Raw genomic sequence first — 20728 nt, forward strand, 5'->3', positions numbered from 1 at the left:
ACGTGGCAGGCGCGTGTCATCCAGGGCCCGCAGCGGGTTGGCAGACGGGCCCGGGTTGGGACGTGTCACTTGAGAGTTGCCTCCATAGAATCCAACAGCTCCTGCCAGGCGTCAACGAATTTCTCTACGCCTTCGCGCTCCAGCACGCTCACCACGTCAGCCAGGTTAATACCAACCGCTTCGAGCTGGTCAAACACCTGCTGCGCTGCCGGGGCAGTGCCGGTGAGGGTGTCGCCGTGGACGTTGTTGGCATCCAACACAGCGTCGATAGTCGCCTCAGGCATCGTGTTCACCGTGTCCGGCCCAGCAAGCTCAACCACGTACATATCTGCCGGGTACTCCGGGTTCTTCACACCGGTGGACGCCCAAAGCGGACGCTGCTTGTTCGCACCCGCCGGCAGCGCAGACATATCCGCAAACTCATCGAGGAAGACCTGGTAAGCCAGGCGAGCATTTGCCACGCCCGCCTTTCCGCGAAGCGCGAGCGCTTCTTGCGAACCGATAGCGTCAAGGCGGTTGTCTACCTCCGTGTCCATGCGGGAGACGAAGAAGGATGCAACCGAGTAAATGGAAGAGACGTCATGGCCATTGTCCGCTGCCTGGCGGATACCAGCCTTATATGCGGCAATAACCTCGCGGTAGCGCTCCACAGAGAAAATCAGCGTGACATTGACTGAGATGCCAGCCGCGAGCGAGGCGGTGATTGCAGGCAGCGACTCATCGGTCGCCGGAATCTTGATCATGACGTTCGGGCGATCAACCTGCTTCCACAGTTCAGCCGCCTGAGCGACAGTCTTCGCCTCATCCGCGGCAAAGCGGGGATCTACCTCGATAGATACTCGGCCGTCTTCGCCGTTCGTTGCCTCATAGGTGGGCAGGAACAGATCACAGGCGTCTTGGACGTCCTTGATGCTCATGGCGTACACAGCAGCGTCCGCAAGCGAACCAGCCCCTCGCAGCTCATCAAGTTGTGCATCGTAGGCATTGCCCGTGGACATGGCCTTGGCAAAAATCGCCGGGTTAGTGGTCACGCCCACGATGGATTTAGAGGCCTTGATTTCCTCCAAGTTCCCAGACGTGATGCGCTCCCGCGAGAGGTCATCAAGCCAGGTGGAAGTGCCAAGTTTGGCCAGATCATCAATGGCAGTCATGCTATTCCTTTCTGCAGGTTGCAGGGTGGATTACTTGCCGTCGCCGCGAGTCGGCTCAGCCTCGGTGTCACCGACGCGCTGCGAGGTAGGCACCGAACGGCCTTGAGCAACGCAGTCCAAGGTCTCGCGAGCAACACGGACAACGTTGTCGGTGGTGAAACCGAAACGCTCGAACAGCTCCGCACCAGGTGCAGACGCGCCGAAGTGCTCCAGGGACACAGCCCGACCGTACTCGCCCAGGAAGCGGAACCACGGCATGGACAGGCCAGCCTCGACGGAGACGCGAGCCTTGACCTCCGGCGGCAGGATCTGATCAATGTAGGCGTCATCCTGCTCCATGAACCAGTCCATGCACGGCACAGACACAACGCGGGTAGCGGTGCCTTCAGCCTCAAAGACCTTTGCGGCCTCCACTGCGTACTGCACCTCAGAGCCGGTAGCCATGATGATCAGATCCGGGGTTTCCTTGGAAGCCTCAACCAGCACGTATGCGCCGCGGGCAACACCGTCGAAAGCCTTCTCGCGGGTGCCTTCCAAAACCGGCAAGTTCTGACGCGACAGGGCAAGCGCCTTCGGCTGCTCCTTCGCCTCAAGCACGGCCTTCCACGCGGCAGAGGTCTCATTAGCATCCGCAGGGCGGACCACCGCAAGATCCGGGATGGCGCGCAGCGCGGTCAAGACCTCGACCGGTTGGTGCGTCGGGCCGTCCTCACCCAAGCCAATGGAATCATGCGTAAACACGTAGTGGCCGTCAATGCCGGACAGGGCAGCAACACGGATAGCGGGGTAGAGATACTCCGAGAAAATCAGGAACGTTCCGCCGTACGCGCGAGTCGGGCCGTGCAGCGCGATGCCGTTGAGCACAGCACCCATCGCGTGCTCACGAATACCGAAGTGCAAGTTCCGGCCGTACGGCTCCGCGGTGAACATCTCGGTAGAGATAGCCTCCGGGCCAAATGACGGCGCGCCCTTGATCAGCGTGTTGTTGGAACCAGCGAGATCGGCAGAACCACCCCACAGCTCCGGCAGTGCCTTCGCCGCGACCTGGATAGCAGCCTCGGAGGCCTTGCGCGTGGCCACGCCCTTTGCATCCGGCTCATAGGTTGGGAAGGCGAAATCACCCTCGCCCCAGCCCTCCGGCAGCTCGCGTGCAAAAAGGCGGTCGAACAGTGCCTTGGCCTCAGGGTTAGCCTTCGCCCACGCCTCAAACTTCTCGTTCCACGCCGCACGCTTCGCTGCAGCTCGCTCACGCAGCTTGCGGGTGTGGGTGATCACTTCCTCCTCTTCCGGGAAGTGCACCTGCGGATCAAAACCCAGTGCTTCCTTCACACGCACGATCTCCTCAGCACCAAGTGCTGCGCCGTGGATCGCACCGGTGTTCATCAGGGTCGGGGCAGGGAAGCCGATGACGGTCTGCACGCGAATAATCGTCGGCTTGGCAGTTTCAGCCTTCGCCTTGGCAACAGCCGCCTCGATAGCAGCAACGTCTTCACCGGACTCCACAGTAAGCGTCTGCCAGCCATAGGCCTCGTAGCGCTTCATCACATCTTCGGTGAACGCGATCTGCGTGTCGTCCTCAATAGAGATGCGGTTGTCATCCCAGAACAGGATCAGGTTGCCCAAGCGCTGCGTGCCAGCCAGGGAGGACGCCTCGGCGGTAACCCCCTCCTGCAAGCAGCCATCACCAGCTACGACGTAGATGAAGTGGTCAAACGGGGACTCGCCGGCCGGAGCCTCCGGGTCGAAGAGCCCGCGTTCACGACGAGCGGCCATGGCCATACCCACTGCGGAGGCCAGACCTTGACCCAGTGGACCAGTGGTGATCTCAACGTGGTCGGTGTGGTTGTACTCCGGGTGGCCCGGGGTCTTCGAGCCCCATGTGCGCAGCGCCTTGAGGTCTTCCATCTCAAGACCGAAGCCACCAAGGTAGAGCTGCACGTACTGTGTCAGCGAGGAGTGCCCGTTGGACAGGACGAAACGGTCACGGCCCACCCAATCCTTGTCAGACGGATCTACATTCATAACGCGCTGGAACAGCGTGTATGCCAGGGGAGCGAGTGACATTGCGGTACCCGGGTGGCCGGAGCCACAGTTTTCCACGGCGTCAGCCGCCAAAACGCGGGCTGTGTCCACTGCCCGCGTGTCAGTCTCCGTCCAATCTTCTGGGTAATTACGAACGGTCATAGCCTGAAGTTCTGGGGGCAGCGTTTGCTGAGTCACTGAAAAGTCCTCGCTTGTTGTAGTCAGAGCAGAGTTGGTCTTAAAGAATCCTACCGCGGGGGTGCAAGCGCGGGGCGGAGCGCTCGATTCCCCGCATTGCACCTTTGGGGACTAGTATCAACCAAAGGAATGATGCCGGGGGCAAAGTTCGGGCAACGTTCAGAGAGTTTAGAAGGAGCACAGTTGGAGACCATCAAGGCGTATTTCGCATTGACGAAGCCGAGGGTCATCGAGCTACTCCTGGTCGCCGCGATTCCTGCGCTGTTGCAGGCAGACCGCGGCGAGGTACACCTGTGGCTCATTTTGGGAACACTGTTTGGTGGCTGGATGGGCGCTGCAGCAGCCAGCGCCTTCAACATGGTTGCGGACTACGACATTGACCAGCTGATGGGACGTACCCGTGCACGCCCCTTGGTTCGTGCCCGCATTACTAAGCAAAAGGCACGCATTTTCGCCTGGAGCCTGCTCATTGCCTCCGTGTTGTGGCTTGGGTTTTTGTGCAACTCCTGGCTGGCGTCGGCGTTTATCATCTTCACCAACTTCTTCTACATCTTCATTTATACGAAGTGGCTGAAGCGCACGACGTGGCAGAACGTGATCTGGGGCAGTGTGGCCGGCAGTATGCCGGTGATGGTTGGTTGGGCTGTTATCCGTGACAACGTGAATGATGGCACCCCGGATCAGTGGTGGCAGCCGTTCGTTTTGTTCATGATCATCTTCTTCTGGCAGCCACCGCACACTTGGGCGCTAGCCATGAAGTACAAGGACGACTACGAGCGTGCAAACGTGCCAATGCTGCCGGTGGTGGCTTCTGCCGAGCAGACCACGCGCCAGATTGTCCTGTACTCCTGGCTGACCGTGATCACGTCGTTTGCACTCGTGCCGGCAGCGTCCTGGATCTACCTTGCAACCGCTATTGTTTCAGGTGCCGCGTTCTTGATTGTGGCAACCAAGCTGCACACGGACGTCAAGAACGGCGCCGAGGTCAAGCCGATGAAGCTGTTCATCCTGTCCAACAACTACCTGGCAGCCTTGTTCTTGGCGCTGTCCATTGACGCAGTGCTTGGGCTCCCAACGCTGCTCTAGCGCTGGACTTCTAGTACCACTGAACCAGTGGTCTTTCGTGCCTGAAGGTCTTCGTGTGCCTTGCGGGCTTCCGGCAATGGGTATGGCGGGTGAATACGGATGCTCAGCGTTCCCTCTTCCACCGCGCGGGCCACGGCTTGGGCACGCATCCGGAACTCATCATCGGTAGCGGTGTAGTCGTCCAACTTCGGACGAGTAAGAAACAGCGAACCTGCGCGATTGAGCTGCTGGATGGAAAACGGCGGCACATCGCCTGAGGCTGAGCCGAAGGATGCAACCATGCCGCGCGGACGGCAGACCTCCAACGCGAAATCAAACGTGTCAGCGCCAACACCGTCAAAGACAACGTCCACACCTTCGCCACCGTTGGCTTCCTTGATCTGCGCTGCTAGATCATCGCCGTAGCGGAAAACCTGAGTTGCGCCGGCCTCAGCAGCCAACGCTTCTTTCTCCGCGGAGGAGACTACGGAAAACACCCGTGCACCCTTAGCCGCCGCCATCTGGGTGAGCATAAGCCCCACGCCGCCGGCACCGGCGGTGACGACCAACGACGTCTCGTCGGTGACCGGGTAGACAGATTCCACCAAGTAGTGCGACGTCATTCCTTGCAGCAGCATCGACGCAGCAACTGGCTCGCTCACACCCTCGGGTACCGCGACCACACGGCCACGGTCAACCACTACCTGTTCAGCGTAGGAGCCTGGCCCACGGTTCCACGCCACCAACGTGCCTTCGGCGATCTCACCCAAAGGGTCGTGCACCACACGCCCACAGCCTTCAGAACCAGGGATGTACGGCACCTCTTGCGGGTAAGTGCCGGAGCGGAAGTAGGTGTCGATGTAGTTGATGCCGGCATACGTGACGTCGATAAGCAACTGGCTCTTCGACGGAGTCGGTGCTTCAACATCGGTGTACTCAAGGACCTCGGGGCCGCCGTGACGGCTTACTAAAATGGCTTTCATGTCACACAAGGGTAGGCAAACGGCGCTGCCCATGTGCGTAAAGGAACGCAGAAAACGCCACAACTGCAGAACTCATCGCAATATGTGCAGGAATAGTCCAGCGCGGAACACCCAACTGGAACTGGATAACGCCGATAGCCCACTGCACCAGAATCAGCAGGATGAGTACGATCGCCGTGTTGTACGCATCCTTCGGCCCCTTGTTCTTCCGCAGCAGGTAGAAAGCCAGCAGCGTGAAGATCAGGTAGATGTACATGCATGCGGCGTGGACGTACGCCAGCATTGCGGTATCAAGCTCTAGGCGGCCATCCATGCCCACGCCGGAGTCGCCCGAGTGCGGGCCAGAGCCTGTGACCATGGTGCCGGTAACCAAGACAAAGCACAGCGCCACAGCTGCTGCTACTGCCATCCACTGGATCGGCTGGGGGTAGCGCTGCGTCGGGGTAGCAGAGTCGGTTTCAGCGATGCGCATGTACAAAATCGCGGCGATCCACACAAGCACCATGGACGGCAGGAAGTGGATAGCAACAGCCCACCACTTCAGGTCCAAGTGCACGGAAATGCCGCCGATGACAGCCTGAATAACCACACCAATAAAGGACGCCCAGGCGAGGCCCTTAATTATCTTTGAACGCTTCGCGTTGATCACGGCAATAACCACCGCAACCGCGGCGGCAGCCACCACAAACGCAAGCAGGCGGTTGCCAAACTCAATAGCCTGGTGGATCCACGGCGCGGCACCTTGGACAGGCACCAATGAACCTTCGTGGCACAGTGGCCACGTGTCACAACCCAGGCCGGAGCCAGTGACGCGCACCAAAGACCCTGTGACGGTGATGCCGCCCTGGCAGATCAGCAGAATCAGCGCGAGCATGCGCTGAAAGCGAATCGTGGGATTCTGCCATACGGTTAACAGCGGGGAGCGGTTATTGTGTTCGGCGACTGGCGCGGTCACAGGGGGTCCTTTCAAACTTTCGGACGATAGTTTCGTCGTTGGTTGAAAGTGTATCGGACCTTAGCCGTCGAAACGGAACCAGCGCGCGGCAGCCGTGGTGCCAATCGCCGCCCAGACGGCGAGCGAGATCCACGCGAAGGTGTTGAATCCGCCCTGCACGGCCTGCGTAAGTGCGCCGGCAAGCGCAACCGTAGGCACGGCGTTCCACCAACCAGCGTGGGCAAGATCACCGGAATACGCCACCCAGCCGAGAATGCCCATCAGCACGATCCAGCACAGGTTGGCCAACGCAAGTACCAGCTCAGACGAGAGGGTTCCGCCCATGAGCAGGCCAAGTGAGGTAAACACCGCAACGCCAACGAGCAGTGTGGCAAGGCCCAAAACAGCGCCACCCACGCCAACGCGCCAACCAAGGAACGCAGCAATCGTGCCCAAGATCAAAAGCTGCAACCCGACCATGGACAGCACGCCGATGATTTTGCCGGCGATGATCACCCACGGCGGCACGCCTGAAGCTCCGGCGCGCTTCAAGGCCCCGTACCTGCGGTCAAACGCCAGCGAAATGGCTTGTCCTGTAAAGCCGGCAGACGTTGCTGCGATGGCAAAGACCATTGGGACGAGTTGGTCAAAATCTGTCTCACCAAAGATCGGCACAATCGCCGCGGCGATGAGTAGGCCGGCGGGCACGATGACGTTAACAAGCAGTTGCTCGCCGTGGCGAAGCATGAGCTTGGACTCGATGCGTCCCTGCGCGGCGGCCATTTTGCCAAAGCTGGCGCGCTGCGGCTGTGGTGCAAAGACGCCCTTGTCCAAGGTGGTGTGGTTGGCCATGGTTAGCTCCTCAGCTCTCGTCCGGTGATGTCCAAGAAGACGTCTTCTAGTGTGCGGTGGGCAACGCGCAGGTTGCGAATCAGCACGTCTTGTCGCGCGGCTTCTGTAGCGACGGCGGATATAACTGACGGGCAGGCCTCGCCAAGAATGCGGTACTGCATCTGTCGGCTTTGCTCTGCCCGTAGGTTAAAACCTTGCAGCGATGCGTTCAGGGCATCGAGGTCCAGGTTCTCCGTCGTGGCAAAGGAGACGACTGGGAAGTCCTGGTGCTCGGTCAGTTCGGCCGGGGTGCCTTGGGCGACGACCTGGCCGCGGTCCACGATCACTACGTAATCCGCAAGGCTTTCAGCCTCATCCATCAGGTGGGTGGTGAGGATGACCGTGGTGCCGTCGCGACGCAGCGCGTCAACAATGTCCCACACCGCCATCCGGGATTGTGCGTCCATGCCTGCAGTCGGCTCATCCAGAAACACCAGCTCCGGCCGGCCGATAATGGCCAGAGCGAGTGAGAGGCGCTGCTGCTGCCCGCCGGACAGTCGCCGGTAGGTGGTCTTCGCCGCGCCCTGCAGGCCAAGTAGCTCCAGCAGCCAGTCCGGGTCGTGTGGGTTGACGTTGTAAGAAGCGGCGAGGTTGAGCATTTCGCGCACTGTGGTGCCGGAGTAGGAGCCGCCTCCTTGCAGCATGATGCCGATGCGCTCGCGCACTGCTTGCGGCTGGGTCGCCGGGTTGAGCCCCAGCACGTTGATGGTGCCTGAGGTTGGCTTTGAAAAACCCTCGCACATGTCCAGGGTGGTGGACTTGCCAGCCCCGTTTGGTCCTAAGAGTGCGAGGACCTCGCCGCGTTTGGCGGTGAAGCTTAGGTTGTTCACCGCGGTTTTTTCACCGAACCGTTTAACTACGGAATCGACTACGAGCGCTTCTCCCATGATTGGCTATCCTAACTAGCCTGATGGCAATTACCCCAATAACGCACAGCGCCGCAGCAAGCAGGTAGATCGTGATCACTTCGGTTGGTTGGAGGGCCTGGCCGCGCGGCAGTGCAAGAAAGCAGAACAGCACCGATAGTGCGATGAGCTTTTTGCTTGTCGACGCCACGTGGAACCCCCATCCCGCCAACACCACAATCGCCCACAGCGGATACCAGGGCTGAACAACGGGAAAAAGCGCGACCATGCCGAGATTGGCCAAGCCAAGGCCACCTAATGGGTGGATGCGTCCGCGGTACGTAGCGAAAAGCGCGGTAACCATAACCGCTCCGGCCAGCACAAGGCCGAGAGTCTGGACAACGCTTTGGTGTCCAATGGCCCGGCCGATGAGTGATGTGATGGACAACCAGCTGTTTGTCTGTGCCGATGCAGTTTGCGCGGCGATCCAGCCGAAGCCGGTACCTGTTATTGCCGAGGTGCCAAACGCAGTACCGGCAAGAACAGAACCTTCAACAGCTGCTGCGGCGAAGATGGGCACTGGGATGCCGCGGCGTTTAAACCTGCGGGCCAACACCATGCCGGCAAACCCAAGCGCTGGCAGCCCGGCGGACTTTACTAACCCACCAGCTGAGATAAGTGCTGCGCCGCCAAGCGCACTGGAAGGTGAGTTGCGCAGCGCGAACCTGAGACCGACAAGTACGAACGCGAGCATAAGCGCATCATTATGCGCACCGCCCACAAAGTGAATCAGCGCCAAGGGATTCAGCACACCCAGAAGTAGCGCGTGCGGGGATCTGTGTAGGGAGTGCAGCGCCCACGCGATGGCCAAGGTTGCGCAAAAAGCCACCGCGCGGTGCAAGGCAATACCTACCACCATGTGCTCTTGGGTGAGCGCTGCAATCAGTCCCGATATGCCGGTGGCTACCGGACCGTATGGGCTTGGTGTTGTCGCCCATAAACTGTCCACAGCCTGCGCTAACGGGTCGTGGGAGCCAAGCAGTGCCAGTGGGCCTGCAGCATATGGGTCTAAGCCACGGGCAACCGCCGCTCCTTGCGCGAGGTAGGAGTAGACGTCCCTGGAAAATAGCGGTGCTGCGACAAGCAGGGGAGCGGCCCACCAGAGATACGTCACCATCAGGCTTCGACGCGAGTGTCGCCTCTGTCCAAGCAGCATTACCCACGCCATGCACAAAAGGACGACGCCGAACAGGGTGATGGCGGAGGTGGGCATCAACGTGGCGTCGATAGGCAAAGGCTCCGGCAACGCACCCGAGACCCAACTGGAAACCGCAATGAGAGCACTGCCTAGGGTGCCCAACCGGCGAGGGCGGACGGATTGCAGCAGCGAACGGGGCACGACGGCGATTGTAGGGTGCCCTTAGCGGCGGAATGAATTAAGACACACTAGTGTTGTGGAAAGTGCCCAGACAGTACATGCGAAGGAAGGTGGAACGATGGTGGACCGCAGCCGCAGCGTTGGCGGCGACACACGTCGGGAAGTCATGACGCAATTGCTTGGGCGCGGGCCTGTCAGCGCCTCTGAACTTGGAGAGGTTCTTGGTCTCTCAGCCGCCGGAGTGCGTAGGCACCTCGACGCGCTGGTAGAAGAGGGGCTGGCGCAAACCTGCGAACCAAACGCCGTAGCCGGTGCCGAAGTTGGGCGAGGCCGCCCAGCGAAGCACTACCGGCTTACGCAGCTGGGACGCAGCCACTTTGGCAATAGCTACGACGTGCTGGCGCTCGACGCGCTTGACGCGCTCGAGCAGCTTGGCGGCGAGGAGGCGGTGCGTGCGTTTGCAAAACGTCGCGCTGAAGCCATCCTCGGCGGCGTCGACGCCAACGGTGACGTGGAAGACGTGGTGGACCAGGTAGTCGAAGCGTTTGAGGCGCACGGCTACGCGGCAACCGCAACCCGCGCCGCCGGAGGCGTGCAGATCTGCCAGCACCACTGCCCAGTGCAGTCGGTTGCTGCGGCCCACCCTGAGCTGTGCGAGGCTGAGCACGAGGCGATTTCGGAGCTAGTGGGAAGCCACGTGCAACCACTGGCGCTGATTGCGGACGGCAACGGGCTTTGCACCACAAACATCCCGCTGACCACGGGGAACTACCACACAAATAATGAAAGCTAAGGAGCGGAAACGATGACGAAAGCGACTCCCGCACCCGGCCTTGAGACGCCGATGAATGATGACGAGATCATTCAGTCCATCGGTGCTTACAACTACGGCTGGCATGACTCTGACGTCGCTGGCGCCTCCGCGCGCCGCGGCCTGAACGAGGACGTTGTGCGCGACATCTCCGGCATTAAGGAAGAGCCGGAGTGGATGCTCAACCAACGCCTGAAGGCGCTCGATATCTTTGAAAAGAAGCCGATGCCAACCTGGGGTGCTGACCTTTCTGGCATTGACTTTGACAACATCAAGTACTACGTCCGCTCTACGGAGAAGCAGGCGACTAGCTGGGAAGACCTGCCTGAGGACATTAAGAACACCTACGACAAGCTGGGTATCCCTGAGGCGGAGAAGCAGCGCCTGGTTGCAGGTGTTGCCGCACAGTACGAGTCTGAGGTTGTGTACCACCAGATCCGTGAGGACCTGGAGGAAAAGGGAGTCATTTTCGTTGATACCGACACCGCCCTTCGTGAGCACGAGGATCTGTTCAAGGAGTACTTCGGCTCCGTTATTCCCGCGGGCGACAACAAGTTCTCCGCGCTGAACACCGCTGTTTGGTCCGGTGGCTCCTTCATCTACGTCCCGCCAGGGGTGCACGTGGATATTCCGCTGCAGGCATATTTCCGTATTAATACGGAGAACATGGGCCAGTTCGAGCGCACCCTGATCATTGTGGATGAGGATGCGTACGTGCACTACGTTGAGGGTTGCACGGCCCCGATTTACAAGTCTGACTCCCTGCACTCTGCAGTGGTGGAGATCATTGTGAAGAAGGGCGGCCGCTGCCGCTACACCACCATTCAGAACTGGTCGAACAACGTGTACAACTTGGTGACGAAGCGTGCGCGTGCCGAGGAAGGCGCGACCATGGAGTGGGTCGACGGCAATATCGGTTCCAAGGTGACCATGAAGTACCCGGCCGTGTGGATGACTGGTGAGCACGCCCGCGGCGAGGTGTTGTCTGTGGCGTTTGCCGGTGAGTGCCAGTTCCAGGACACCGGCGCGAAGATGGTGCACCTGGCGCCGCACACCTCCTCGTCGGTGGTGTCTAAGTCCGTGGCGCGTGGCGGTGGCCGTTCCGCATACCGTGGCCTGATCCAGGTCAACGCGAATGCGCACAACTCCATGTCCAATGTTGAGTGTGACGCGCTGTTGGTTGATGACATTTCGCGTTCGGATACCTACCCGTACAACGACATTCGTAATGACCGTGTGACGCTTGGCCATGAGGCAAAGGTGTCGCAGGTGAGCGAGGAGCAGCTGTTCTACCTCATGTCCCGCGGTATTGCGGAGGAAGAGGCTATGGCGATGATCGTGCGCGGCTTTGTTGAGCCGATTGCGAAGGAGCTGCCGATGGAATACGCGCTTGAGCTCAACCGCCTGATTGAACTGCAGATGGAAGGATCGGTAGGCTAAGTTGACTTCGACCAAAACCGTTATTGACCCTGTTGGTAACGCAACAACGCACAACAACAAGGGTGACTTGTTCCAGTCCTTCAACGTGGAGGATTTCCCGGTTCCGGGTGGACGCGATGAGGTGTGGCGTTTTATTTCGCTGCGCAGGATCCGCGGTCTGCACGACGGTACGTTCCCCACGCAGGTTTCGGAGCAGCTGCGTATCGACGCTCCGTCGAACGTCACCATCGAACAACTCGCGGCCGACGATGAGCGCCTGCGCGTGGCAGGCGGCCCGGTGGACCGTGTTGCCGCCCAGGCATGGAGCGCAGCCGAGCATGGCACGCTGATTTCCGTGCCGGCGGATGCGGTACTGGATGCACCGATTGAGATCACGATCACCGGCGCTGGTGTGGACGCAACGACGTTTAGCACCATCCTGGTTGAAACTGGCCGCCACTCCCAGGCGACGGTGATCGTGCGTTATGAGGGCTCCGGCACCCACGCAGACAACCTGAACTGGCACATCGGTGAAGGCTCCCACGTCAACGCGATCGTGGACACTGAGTGGGCGTTGGACGCAGTGCACATTGGCCAGCAGTCCATCAAGGTGCAGCGCGACGCTGTGCTGCGCCACACCGTTGCCGCTTTCGGTGGCGAGGTTGTCCGACTGACACCGCGTGTGACCTTTGAGGCTCCGGGTGCAGACGTGGAGCTGACGGGCGTCTACTTCGCTGACGCAGGTCAGTACATTGAAAACCGCATGCTGGTGGACCACTCGGTGCCAAATTGCCGCTCTAACGTGCTGTACAAGGGCGCTTTGCAGGGCGATAAGGATTCCGTTCTGCCGGAGGCACGCACCTGCTGGGTTGGTGACGTCCTGATTCGTGCAGAAGCCAAGGGCACTGACACCTACGAGACCAACCGCAACCTGGTGCTGACGGATGGTGCTCGCGCTGATGCGATCCCGAACCTGGAGATTGAAACCGGCCAGATTGCGGGTGCGGGCCACGCCGCTACCGTTGGTCGTTTTGATGAGGAGCAGATCTTCTACCTGCGCTCCCGCGGTATCCCGGAAACCGAGGCAACGCGCCTGATTATCCGCGGCTTCTTCAACGAGGTCCTGAACCAGATTCCGGTGGAATCCGTGCGTGATGAACTGATTGCACGTGTCGCCGGCGAGCTCGAGCTGAACAACAACTAAAGGAAACGTTTATATGTCCACTCTGGAAATCAAGAACCTGCACGCCAACGTCCTTCCCACCGAGGAAGGCCAGGAACCCACTCCGATTCTTAAAGGCGTGAACCTGACCATCAAGGGCGGCGAAACCCACGCCATCATGGGCCCGAACGGCTCCGGTAAGTCCACGCTTGCATACACCCTGGCAGGCCACCCGCGCTACGAGGTCACCGAGGGCGAGGTGCTTCTGGACGGTGAAAACATCCTGGACATGGATGTTGACGAGCGCGCACGTGCCGGTCTCTTTCTGGCTATGCAGTACCCGGTAGAGGTACCGGGCGTGTCCTCTTCGAACTTCATGCGCTCCGCCGTGACTGCTGTGCGCGGCGAGGCTCCGAAGCTGCGCGAGTGGGTTGGTGAGCTCAACGCTGCCCGTGACGCGCTGCACATGGATGCGTCCTTCTCCGAGCGCTCTGTGAACGAGGGCTTCTCCGGCGGCGAGAAGAAGCGCCACGAGGTTATGCAGCTGTCCCTGCTCAAGCCGAAGTTCGCGGTGATGGATGAGACCGACTCTGGTCTGGACGTTGATGCGCTGCGCATTGTCTCCGAGGGCATTAACCGCTACCAGGAGGAGACCAACGGTGGCGTGCTCATGATTACGCACTACAAGCGCATCCTGAACTACGTGCAACCGGATTTCGTGCACGTGTTTGCCAACGGCAAGATTGTCACCACCGGCGGTGCTGAGCTTGCAGATCAGCTTGAGGCTGAAGGCTACGAGAAGTTCATCTAATGGCTTTAGACGTTCACGCAATCAGGAAGGAATTCCCCATCCTGGGTCGCACGGTCCGCGGCGGCAAGCCCCTGGTCTACCTGGATTCCGGGGCGACCTCACAGCGGCCGTTGCGAGTGTGGGAGGCGGAGCGCGACTTTGTGCTGGGCTACAACGCGCCAGTGCACCGCGGCTCCTACCAGCTTGCGGAAGAAGCCACTGACGCCTATGAGTCCGCCCGCGCAAAGATTGCGGCGTTTGTGGGTGCAGACAACGATGAGATCGCGTTTACCAAAAACGCCACCGAGGCGCTGAACCTTGTCGCATACGTGCTGGGTGATAGCCGTGCGGGCGACTTGGCAGTTGGTGAGGGCGACACGATCGTGGTCACGGAATTGGAGCACCACGCGAACCTCGTGCCGTGGCAGGAACTCGCGCGTCGCACTGGTGCGACGTTGAAGTGGTACTCCATGACTGCCGACGGGCGAATCGACCTCGACTCGCTCGAACTCGATGAATCTGTCAAGGTTGTTGCGTTTACACACCAGTCCAATGTGACCGGCGCGCAAGCGGATGTGGAGGAAATGGTGCGCCGTGCCAAGTCGGTCGGTGCGCTGACTGTGTTGGATGCCTGCCAGTCGGTGCCACATATGCCCGTGAACTTCCGCGCGTTGGACGTTGATTTCGCCGCGTTCTCTGGCCACAAGATGTGCGGCCCGAATGGCGTCGGTGCGGTGTACTCGAAGCACCTGCAGGACCTACCCCCGTTTTTGACCGGTGGGTCCATGATTGAGGTTGTGCGTATGGAGGAATCCACCTACGCGCCCGCCCCACAGCGTTTCGAGGCTGGCACGCAGATGACCTCCCAGGTTGTTGGGCTTGGCGCCGCCGTGGACTTCCTTACCGAAATCGGGATGGAGGAGATCCAGGCACACGAGCGCGAGCTGACCGCATATGCACTTGAGCAGATGCAGCGTATCGACGGCTTGTCTATCGCAGGCCCATTAACCACCAATCACCGCGGCGGGTCGATTGCGTTTACCGTCGACGGCGTCCATCCGCACGACTTGGGCCAAGTTCTCGACTCCGAGGGCGTGGCAATCCGTACTGGTCACCACTGTGCGTGGCCGGCCCACCGGGGGCTGAATCTGCAGTCCACATCGAGGGCGAGTTTCTACCTTTACAACACGTTGGAAGAGGTTGATGCGTTGGTGGCGTCGATAAGCAAAGCGAAGGAGTTCTTTCGATGAACCTTGAATCGATGTACCAGGAAGTCATCCTGGACCACTACAAAAACCCGCAGCATGCGGGCCTGCGCGATCCGTTCGAAGCCGAGGTGCACCACGTCAACCCGTCGTGTGGCGACGAGCTGACGCTGCGCATCCACCTCTCTAGCGACGGCGAGACAGTCGAAGACGTCTCCTACCACGCCGAAGGCTGCTCGATTTCGCAGGCGTCGACGTCTGTGATGGCTGAGGAGATCGTGGGCAAACCGATCGGTGAGGCGTTTAAGAAGCTGCAGGCCTTCGAGGAGATGATCACCTCGCGCGGCACCGTCGAGGGCGACGCCGAACTGATCGGTGACGGCGTGGCGTTTTCCGGTGTGGCTAAGTTCCCGGCCCGCGTGAAGTGCGCGCTGTTGGGGTGGAAAGCCTTTGAGGCAGCAACCGCCGAAGCATTAAGCAAGACCGGTAAAACCGTAGAGACGAAGGAGGACTAACCGATGGCTGAAGAAGCACAGCGCCCAGAGCAAACCGAAGAGCAGCTCAAGCTTGTCGGCGAAGTGGAGGAGTACCTGCACGACGTCATCGACCCGGAGCTGGGCATCAACGTAGTTGACCTTGGTCTGGTCTACGACGTGTGGATTGAAGAGCGCGACGGCGCCAACGTGGCGGTAGTCAACATGACGCTGACTTCACCGGCATGCCCGCTGACCGATGTGATTGAGGAACAGGCGCGCGCGGCGGTTGTGAACAACACCGACGCCGAAGAGCTGGAGATCAACTGGGTATGGATGCCGCCGTGGGGTCCGCAGTTCATCACGGAAGAAGGCCGGGAGCAGCTCCGCGCCCTCGGCTTCGCGGTGTAGTATCGCGAGTGCGCGAAAGCCCCCGTGCTCACCGTCTCAGGGTTAAGCGACAAAATGTGTGCTTTTTTGGATATGGATTCCCGGTCCTGCCTGGGCCTACGGCGGGAGAGTGCTCGTTGAATCGGGATTCCCGACCATAGACCGGAAGGTCCACCACTTCAGGCGTTGGATGTGCTACGACAGCAAGCTGTTAAACCAGCTGCATGCCAACTCAACACAGGAAGAGAAAACACAACAGGCCCCTATGCCCGGCATGCGAGCACACCGCCACGAAAATGGGCACCACCTCCAGCGGAAAACAGCGATGGCGCTGTACACACTGCGGGTACACCTTCACCAACCCGAACACGGCTAAGACCAGCGCATATCGGTTTGCCATCTTCATCGACTGGATCACCGGCCAGCGTCCCCTCGACGCTGTGGCTGCTGCACACAACGTCTCCAGGCGCACATTGATCCGCTGGTTCACCTACTTCTGGTTCATCATCGTCCCATGCAAACCAGACCCGTACCGCGTCTACGACCAGCTGTTTATTGACGTCACCTACTTCCACAAAAAATGCCTGCTTGTCGCTGCAACCAGCGAACACGTCGTTGCCTGGCACTGGTGCACACGAGAAACCGCCTACGACTACGCCAAACTCTTCGACCTGATCGCCGAACCCCTAGTCGTGACCACAGACGGCTCCGGTGGCGCAAACAAGGCCATCAAACAATGCTGGCCAAACGCCTCCATCCAACGCTGCCTCGTCCACGTACGCCGCGACACCATCAAAGACACCACACGCCAACCAACAATCACCGCGCACAAAGCACTCCTTCGCCTCGGCAACCAGCTAACCCACATCACCACCCGTGACCAGGCAATTACCTGGGTACTTCGCCTCAACCGCTTCCATGACCTCTACGGTGACTGGCTCAAAGACCGCACCTACCGCAACCAAGTCGCCCCAGAAGAGATCCCAAAACGCATCCGCGACAACCAGCAATGGTGGTACACCCACCCCAGAGCCCGCAGAGCCTACCGCCGGTTCGAGCGTCTCTACCAACAAGGCCACCTCTTCGTCTGGCTCAACCCACCACACCGCACCACAACCGAGCTGAAGACCACCACAAACAGCCTGGAAGGCGGCATAAACGCACAGCTGAAACACCTTGCCCGAGCCCACCGCGGCGCATTTGACGAACATCAACGAATCATCATGGACTGGTGGCTCTACCTGCACACCCAACACCACGATGACCCGCTGGCGCTAGCAATCGAGCAAGACTTCGGCCGCAAAGGCTACGCACACGCCCGCCAGGCACACATGCGTGAACGCGACCAAGCCAACTCACCCGACGGCCGGCCGAAAGTCTACGACACCGGCATCGACACCGACTTCAACCCCTCCTGGGCCATCCGACACGGCTGGGCAGGACGCTCATAACCCCAGCACAGCACCCCGGGCCCGGCCCATTCCAACCCCCGAAAAGCACACATTTTGTCACTTAAATCGACACGCCGAGAAAAGCACACATTTTGTCGCTTAACCCCCGTCTCACGGTGCACGGGGGCGTTGAGCTGCGTGTCAGCTACTTCTAGAAGTCTTCGACACCGTACTCATTCTTACCGCCGTAGACGACGATGTAGACGTACTTGCCGTCCCGCTGAGCCACCGCTGTGCCTGCGTGGTACCAGTGGCGGCCTTGGGGCATGATGTAATTCTCGTTGCCGGCGCGGAGTTCTCCTTCCGTTTCGCTGCGGGGTTTGTCGCTTGTCTCCCACAATGCGCCATGGAACTCGAATGGGGCGGGGGTCGGGTAGTTTTCGATAAGTCCGCTTGGGCTAGCGTTGTTGTTTATAGCTTCATTTGCAATTCTCTGTGCCATTGCATCCAGCTGCGGGCTGCGTTTCATTGGTCTCGGACGGGAATACACGACCCCCCCTGTTGGCACTGGGTGCGCCCGGTTGTAGGTATCGACGCCCGCATTGATCGCGTTGAAGAGAGAGTCCGCGGTGGTCACCGGTGCTGCGACTGGCTTTCGTGCCGGCAGGAACTGGTTGACCACCGGATCGAGGAGCGGCTTGAGCTGCGGGAAGGTACGAATCAGCTGCTCGTAGGGGCCCCACAGATTCATGAGCGCGTTGCGGGTAGTGGCGTCAATCTGCTTCTGGATCTGTTGGAAATTCGGCGCTGCCGGCTGAGCTTCAGCAGGTGTGACAACCAGCGTGGTAGACATGGCTACGCTCAGCGCGAGCGCGGAAAGGGGGGGGGGGTCTTCTTCATGGAAACCTCTCGGGAAGGGGAACAAGACATGCCGACGGCACGTAAAGATAATTATAAATTAGCGCACAGCCCGCGTCAAGTGATTTGACAGACTTTGTTCTGCAGTTTGACCAGGCTTGTAAGGTATCTAGCCGTGATTGTCACCAATGATCTCGAGGTCCGCGTCGGCGCGCGCACGCTTCTCGACGCACCAGGCCAGCACCTTCGCGTCCAACCCGGCGATCGCATCGGGCTGGTTGGCCGCAACGGCGCCGGCAAGACGACAACGATGCGCATCCTGGCGGGGGAGACCGAGCCTTACGGTGGCTCGGTGACTCGGGCTGGCGAGATCGGCTACCTTCCACAGGACTCCAAGGAAGGCGACATCGAACAAACCGCTCGGGACCGTGTGCTCTCCGCGCGCGGGCTGGATCAGATCCAGCGCTCCATGGCGAAGCAGCAGAAGATCATGGAGGAGACGGACGGGGAGGAGCGCGACAAGGCGATTGCGAAGTTCTCCCGCCTGGAGGAGCGCTACCAGGCGCTCGGCGGCTACGAAGCCAACGCTGAAGCGGCGCAGATCTGTGACAATTTGGGGCTTCCGGCCAGGGTGCTTGACCAGAAACTTAAGACGCTTTCGGGTGGTCAGCGTCGCCGCGTCGAACTGGCCCAAATTCTCTTTGCTTCTCGCCAGGGGTCGGGTAAGTCGAAGACAACGCTTCTTCTCGACGAGCCCACTAACCACCTCGACGCCGACTCCATCACCTGGCTGCGTAACTTCCTGTCCAAGCACGAAGGTGGGTTGATCATGATCTCCCACGACGTCGAGCTACTGGACGACGTATGTAATAAAGTCTGGTTCCTCGATGCGGTTCGTGCCGAGGCGGACGTATACAACATGGGCTTCAGCACCTACCAAAAAGCGCGCGCTGAGGACGAGGCGCGCCGCCGCCGCGAACGTGCCAACGCAGAGAAGAAGGCCTCCGCGCTTCAGAAGCAGGCCGCCAAACTCGGGGCGAAGGCCACCAAAGCCGCCGCTGCAAAGCAGATGCTGGCACGTGCAGACCGCATGATGAGCGAGCTCGATGAGGTCCGAGTGGCCGACAAGTTCGCGTCCATTAAATTCCCCGAGCCAGCGCCGTGCGGCAAGACGCCGCTGTACGGCAAGGGTCTGACCAAGATGTACGGCTCGCTTGAAGTGTTCGCCGGTGTTGACCTGGCCATTGATAAAGGTTCCCGAGTCGTCGTCTTAGGCACCAACGGTGCAGGCAAAACGACGCTGCTCAAGCTACTGGCTGGTGTTGAGCGCACTGACGGCGAGGGCGGCCTCGTGTCGGGACACGGCCTGAAGATTGGGTACTTCGCGCAGGAACATGACACGATCGACAGCGACAAGAGCGTCTGGGAGAACACCATCGAGGCCTGCCCAGATGCCGGTCAGCAGGACCTGCGCGGCTTGCTCGGCGCCTTCATGTTCTCTGGCGACAAGCTCGAGCAGCCGGCCGGCACGCTCTCTGGTGGTGAGAAGACGCGCCTTGCGCTCGCCACGCTTGTTTCCTCCCGAGCGAACGTGCTGCTGCTTGATGAGCCAACGAACAACCTCGACCCACAATCACGCGAGCAGGTGCTAGACGCACTGAAAACGTATACCGGTGCCGTCGTTCTGGTTACGCACGACCCGGGTGCCGTGCGTGCCTTGGAACCGGAGCGCGTGATCATCATGCCGGAGGGTGATGAGGACCTGTGGAGTGACGAGTATATGGAAATCGTGGAATTGGCATAAAACTCCCTGTGAATTAGCATAAAGGCATGTCTACGTATGCTCGTCGCGTCGGTGCCGCACTTCTAGCTACCGGTCTCGTTTTTAGTGGGGTGGGGGCGCCGGTTGCGGGGGCGGAGTCGTCGATAAGAAATGGACTTGAGGTCAACCAAGGCTGGCAGTTTGGCACGCTGGCGGGCGAGTGCACGATTGGGTACAACGACCCCGTCAACCGAGTCAGCTACACAGCCGCCCACTGTGCCGAGGGAGTCAGCAGGGTCTTTCTTTCCGACAAGGCCGGCAAACGCATGCAGAAAGCCATCTCAGCCGGCACAATCGAAAAATCGCCCAACTACGACCCGAAGAAGAACGCGAACGACTGGGCGATTATCCGCTGGAAAGACGGCGTGACCATCAACTCCAACACCTTTGACCGCGACGGCATCGTCCCGATCAGCCAGCTACGCAAGAGCCAAGAAGTGTGCTTCCACGGGCACACCACCCACGGTACAAGTGGCAGCGCGGACTGCGGCGAGATCATCGCCACCCTGGGCAACAAGATCATTGTTGAAACGCCACGGGGTGCACGAAAAGGAGACTCTGGTGGCCCGCTATACCTTCCAGGCGGCGGGCTGGTGGGAGTCTTGTCCACCAGCTACGAGGTTGAAGATAGCAACGGAAACACACGCTACGTGGTCACGGCAAACGCGCCGCAAGACGGCCGCATGGTGACTATGGAAGAAGAATCTGAGGCGATTAACCGCTACTTCGGTGCCCGCGTTCACCTGCTTGAACACGAAATCACCCCGGGAAGCTCACTTATTGAAGGCCTGTCGGATGCCGGATCTAGCGACGCCGAAGGCGCTGCCATTGCGCTTATTGTGATCAGCGCGCTGCTGGGTGGTCTAGCAATCGGCAGCGTGATCAATAACGCTTTCTTCTAGCCTCTTGGGGCTAGACCGCGACGTACAATCAACGGACT

Annotated in this window: 19 protein-coding genes; 11 read left to right on the forward strand and 8 right to left on the reverse strand. The window is 60.0% G+C overall.

The window, feature by feature from the left end:
• Nucleotides 1-65: 65 nt before the first annotated feature.
• Complete coding sequence (gene tal / locus AK829_RS03175; protein WP_052204194.1) at nucleotides 66-1151, reverse strand: transaldolase; 1086 nt, start codon at nucleotides 1149-1151, stop codon at nucleotides 66-68.
• A gap of 30 nt (nucleotides 1152-1181) precedes the next feature.
• Entirely contained in the window at nucleotides 1182-3335 is a 2154-nt protein-coding gene (gene tkt / locus AK829_RS03180) for a transketolase (protein ID WP_198147781.1), read from the reverse strand.
• A 168-nt stretch (nucleotides 3336-3503) separates the two neighbouring features.
• Here tkt and AK829_RS03185 point away from each other — a divergent pair, with 168 nt between their 5' ends.
• Nucleotides 3504-4457: a heme o synthase gene (locus tag AK829_RS03185; protein ID WP_083439726.1), complete on the forward strand. Its 954-nt coding sequence runs from the start codon at nucleotides 3504-3506 to the stop codon at nucleotides 4455-4457.
• On the opposite strand, the gene AK829_RS03190 is transcribed toward AK829_RS03185, so the two are convergent.
• The 5 genes from AK829_RS03190 to mptB are packed head-to-tail and all read right to left on the reverse strand — an operon-like array spanning nucleotide 4454 to nucleotide 9488.
• On the reverse strand, nucleotides 4454-5419 hold the full coding sequence (locus AK829_RS03190) for a quinone oxidoreductase family protein (protein WP_052204198.1): 966 nt from the start codon (nucleotides 5417-5419) through the stop codon (nucleotides 4454-4456). The two genes, AK829_RS03185 and AK829_RS03190, sit on opposite strands and share 4 nt — an antisense overlap.
• A 1-nt stretch (nucleotide 5420) precedes the next feature.
• On the reverse strand, nucleotides 5421-6374 hold the full coding sequence (locus AK829_RS03195) for a COX15/CtaA family protein (RefSeq protein ID WP_083439727.1): 954 nt from the start codon (nucleotides 6372-6374) through the stop codon (nucleotides 5421-5423).
• A 60-nt stretch (nucleotides 6375-6434) separates the two neighbouring features.
• Nucleotides 6435-7205 carry an ABC transporter permease gene (locus AK829_RS03200; protein ID WP_052204202.1) on the reverse strand — a complete coding sequence of 257 codons (771 nt, stop codon included), beginning with the start codon at nucleotides 7203-7205 and terminating at the stop codon, nucleotides 6435-6437.
• Nucleotides 7206-7207: 2 nt separating this feature from the next.
• Nucleotides 7208-8131 carry an ABC transporter ATP-binding protein gene (locus AK829_RS03205; protein WP_052204204.1) on the reverse strand — a complete coding sequence of 308 codons (924 nt, stop codon included), beginning with the start codon at nucleotides 8129-8131 and terminating at the stop codon, nucleotides 7208-7210.
• Nucleotides 8097-9488, reverse strand: a complete 1392-nt coding sequence (gene mptB, locus AK829_RS03210) for a polyprenol phosphomannose-dependent alpha 1,6 mannosyltransferase MptB (protein ID WP_052204206.1) — start codon at nucleotides 9486-9488, stop codon at nucleotides 8097-8099. Before mptB ends, AK829_RS03205 begins: the two co-directional genes overlap by 35 nt.
• A 97-nt stretch (nucleotides 9489-9585) precedes the next feature.
• Here mptB and AK829_RS03215 point away from each other — a divergent pair, with 97 nt between their 5' ends.
• The 8 genes from AK829_RS03215 to AK829_RS03250 all read left to right on the forward strand — a co-directional run bounded on the left by AK829_RS03215 (nucleotide 9586) and on the right by AK829_RS03250 (nucleotide 17168).
• Nucleotides 9586-10260 carry a helix-turn-helix transcriptional regulator gene (locus tag AK829_RS03215; RefSeq protein WP_052204207.1) on the forward strand — a complete coding sequence of 225 codons (675 nt, stop codon included), beginning with the start codon at nucleotides 9586-9588 and terminating at the stop codon, nucleotides 10258-10260.
• Between the two features lie 12 nt (nucleotides 10261-10272).
• Nucleotides 10273-11718, forward strand: a complete 1446-nt coding sequence (sufB, locus tag AK829_RS03220) for a Fe-S cluster assembly protein SufB (protein ID WP_052204209.1) — start codon at nucleotides 10273-10275, stop codon at nucleotides 11716-11718.
• A 1-nt stretch (nucleotide 11719) separates the two neighbouring features.
• Nucleotides 11720-12901, forward strand: a complete 1182-nt coding sequence (gene sufD / locus AK829_RS03225; RefSeq protein WP_083439728.1) for a Fe-S cluster assembly protein SufD — start codon at nucleotides 11720-11722, stop codon at nucleotides 12899-12901.
• A 13-nt stretch (nucleotides 12902-12914) separates the two neighbouring features.
• Nucleotides 12915-13670, forward strand: a complete 756-nt coding sequence (gene sufC / locus AK829_RS03230) for a Fe-S cluster assembly ATPase SufC (RefSeq protein ID WP_052204211.1) — start codon at nucleotides 12915-12917, stop codon at nucleotides 13668-13670.
• The gene (locus tag AK829_RS03235) at nucleotides 13670-14899 is read left to right on the forward strand and encodes a cysteine desulfurase (protein WP_052204213.1); all 1230 of its coding nucleotides are present in this window, start codon (nucleotides 13670-13672) and stop codon (nucleotides 14897-14899) included. Before sufC ends, AK829_RS03235 begins: the two co-directional genes overlap by 1 nt.
• Entirely contained in the window at nucleotides 14896-15369 is a 474-nt protein-coding gene (gene sufU / locus AK829_RS03240) for a Fe-S cluster assembly sulfur transfer protein SufU (RefSeq protein WP_052204214.1), read from the forward strand. Before AK829_RS03235 ends, sufU begins: the two co-directional genes overlap by 4 nt.
• 3 nt (nucleotides 15370-15372) lie before the next feature.
• Nucleotides 15373-15738, forward strand: a complete 366-nt coding sequence (locus AK829_RS03245) for a metal-sulfur cluster assembly factor (RefSeq protein ID WP_052204216.1) — start codon at nucleotides 15373-15375, stop codon at nucleotides 15736-15738.
• A 203-nt stretch (nucleotides 15739-15941) separates the two neighbouring features.
• Entirely contained in the window at nucleotides 15942-17168 is a 1227-nt protein-coding gene (locus tag AK829_RS03250; RefSeq protein WP_083439729.1) for an IS1249 family transposase, read from the forward strand.
• 151 nt (nucleotides 17169-17319) lie between these two features.
• On the opposite strand, the gene AK829_RS03255 is transcribed toward AK829_RS03250, so the two are convergent.
• The gene (locus AK829_RS03255) at nucleotides 17320-17961 is read right to left on the reverse strand and encodes a hypothetical protein (RefSeq protein ID WP_052204219.1); all 642 of its coding nucleotides are present in this window, start codon (nucleotides 17959-17961) and stop codon (nucleotides 17320-17322) included.
• Between the two features lie 180 nt (nucleotides 17962-18141).
• Between AK829_RS03255 and AK829_RS03260 the strand changes: the two genes are divergently transcribed.
• Nucleotides 18142-19770: an ABC-F family ATP-binding cassette domain-containing protein gene (locus AK829_RS03260; RefSeq protein WP_052204222.1), complete on the forward strand. Its 1629-nt coding sequence runs from the start codon at nucleotides 18142-18144 to the stop codon at nucleotides 19768-19770.
• 26 nt (nucleotides 19771-19796) lie between these two features.
• Nucleotides 19797-20690 carry a trypsin-like serine protease gene (locus tag AK829_RS03265; RefSeq protein ID WP_083439730.1) on the forward strand — a complete coding sequence of 298 codons (894 nt, stop codon included), beginning with the start codon at nucleotides 19797-19799 and terminating at the stop codon, nucleotides 20688-20690.
• Nucleotides 20691-20728 lie beyond the last annotated feature (38 nt).

The organism is Corynebacterium riegelii, from assembly GCF_001263755.1.
In the GTDB taxonomy this organism is placed as follows: Bacteria; Actinomycetota; Actinomycetes; order Mycobacteriales; family Mycobacteriaceae; genus Corynebacterium; species Corynebacterium riegelii.

Excerpts from the sequence above, each read along its gene's own strand:
- tal (WP_052204194.1), bottom strand. The coding sequence starts at position 1,151 with ATGACTGCCATTGATGATCTGGCCAAACTTGGCACTTCCACCTGGCTT.
- tkt (WP_198147781.1), bottom strand. The coding sequence starts at position 3,335 with ATGACCGTTCGTAATTACCCAGAAGATTGGACGGAGACTGACACGCGG.
- AK829_RS03185 (WP_083439726.1), top strand. The coding sequence starts at position 3,504 with ATGCCGGGGGCAAAGTTCGGGCAACGTTCAGAGAGTTTAGAAGGAGCA.
- AK829_RS03190 (WP_052204198.1), bottom strand. The coding sequence starts at position 5,419 with ATGAAAGCCATTTTAGTAAGCCGTCACGGCGGCCCCGAGGTCCTTGAG.
- AK829_RS03200 (WP_052204202.1), bottom strand. The coding sequence starts at position 7,205 with ATGGCCAACCACACCACCTTGGACAAGGGCGTCTTTGCACCACAGCCG.
- AK829_RS03205 (WP_052204204.1), bottom strand. The coding sequence starts at position 8,131 with ATGGGAGAAGCGCTCGTAGTCGATTCCGTAGTTAAACGGTTCGGTGAA.
- AK829_RS03215 (WP_052204207.1), top strand. The coding sequence starts at position 9,586 with ATGGTGGACCGCAGCCGCAGCGTTGGCGGCGACACACGTCGGGAAGTC.
- sufB (WP_052204209.1), top strand. The coding sequence starts at position 10,273 with ATGACGAAAGCGACTCCCGCACCCGGCCTTGAGACGCCGATGAATGAT.
- sufC (WP_052204211.1), top strand. The coding sequence starts at position 12,915 with ATGTCCACTCTGGAAATCAAGAACCTGCACGCCAACGTCCTTCCCACC.
- AK829_RS03235 (WP_052204213.1), top strand. The coding sequence starts at position 13,670 with ATGGCTTTAGACGTTCACGCAATCAGGAAGGAATTCCCCATCCTGGGT.
- sufU (WP_052204214.1), top strand. The coding sequence starts at position 14,896 with ATGAACCTTGAATCGATGTACCAGGAAGTCATCCTGGACCACTACAAA.
- AK829_RS03245 (WP_052204216.1), top strand. The coding sequence starts at position 15,373 with ATGGCTGAAGAAGCACAGCGCCCAGAGCAAACCGAAGAGCAGCTCAAG.
- AK829_RS03250 (WP_083439729.1), top strand. The coding sequence starts at position 15,942 with ATGCCAACTCAACACAGGAAGAGAAAACACAACAGGCCCCTATGCCCG.
- AK829_RS03255 (WP_052204219.1), bottom strand. The coding sequence starts at position 17,961 with ATGTCTACCACGCTGGTTGTCACACCTGCTGAAGCTCAGCCGGCAGCG.
- AK829_RS03265 (WP_083439730.1), top strand. The coding sequence starts at position 19,797 with ATGTCTACGTATGCTCGTCGCGTCGGTGCCGCACTTCTAGCTACCGGT.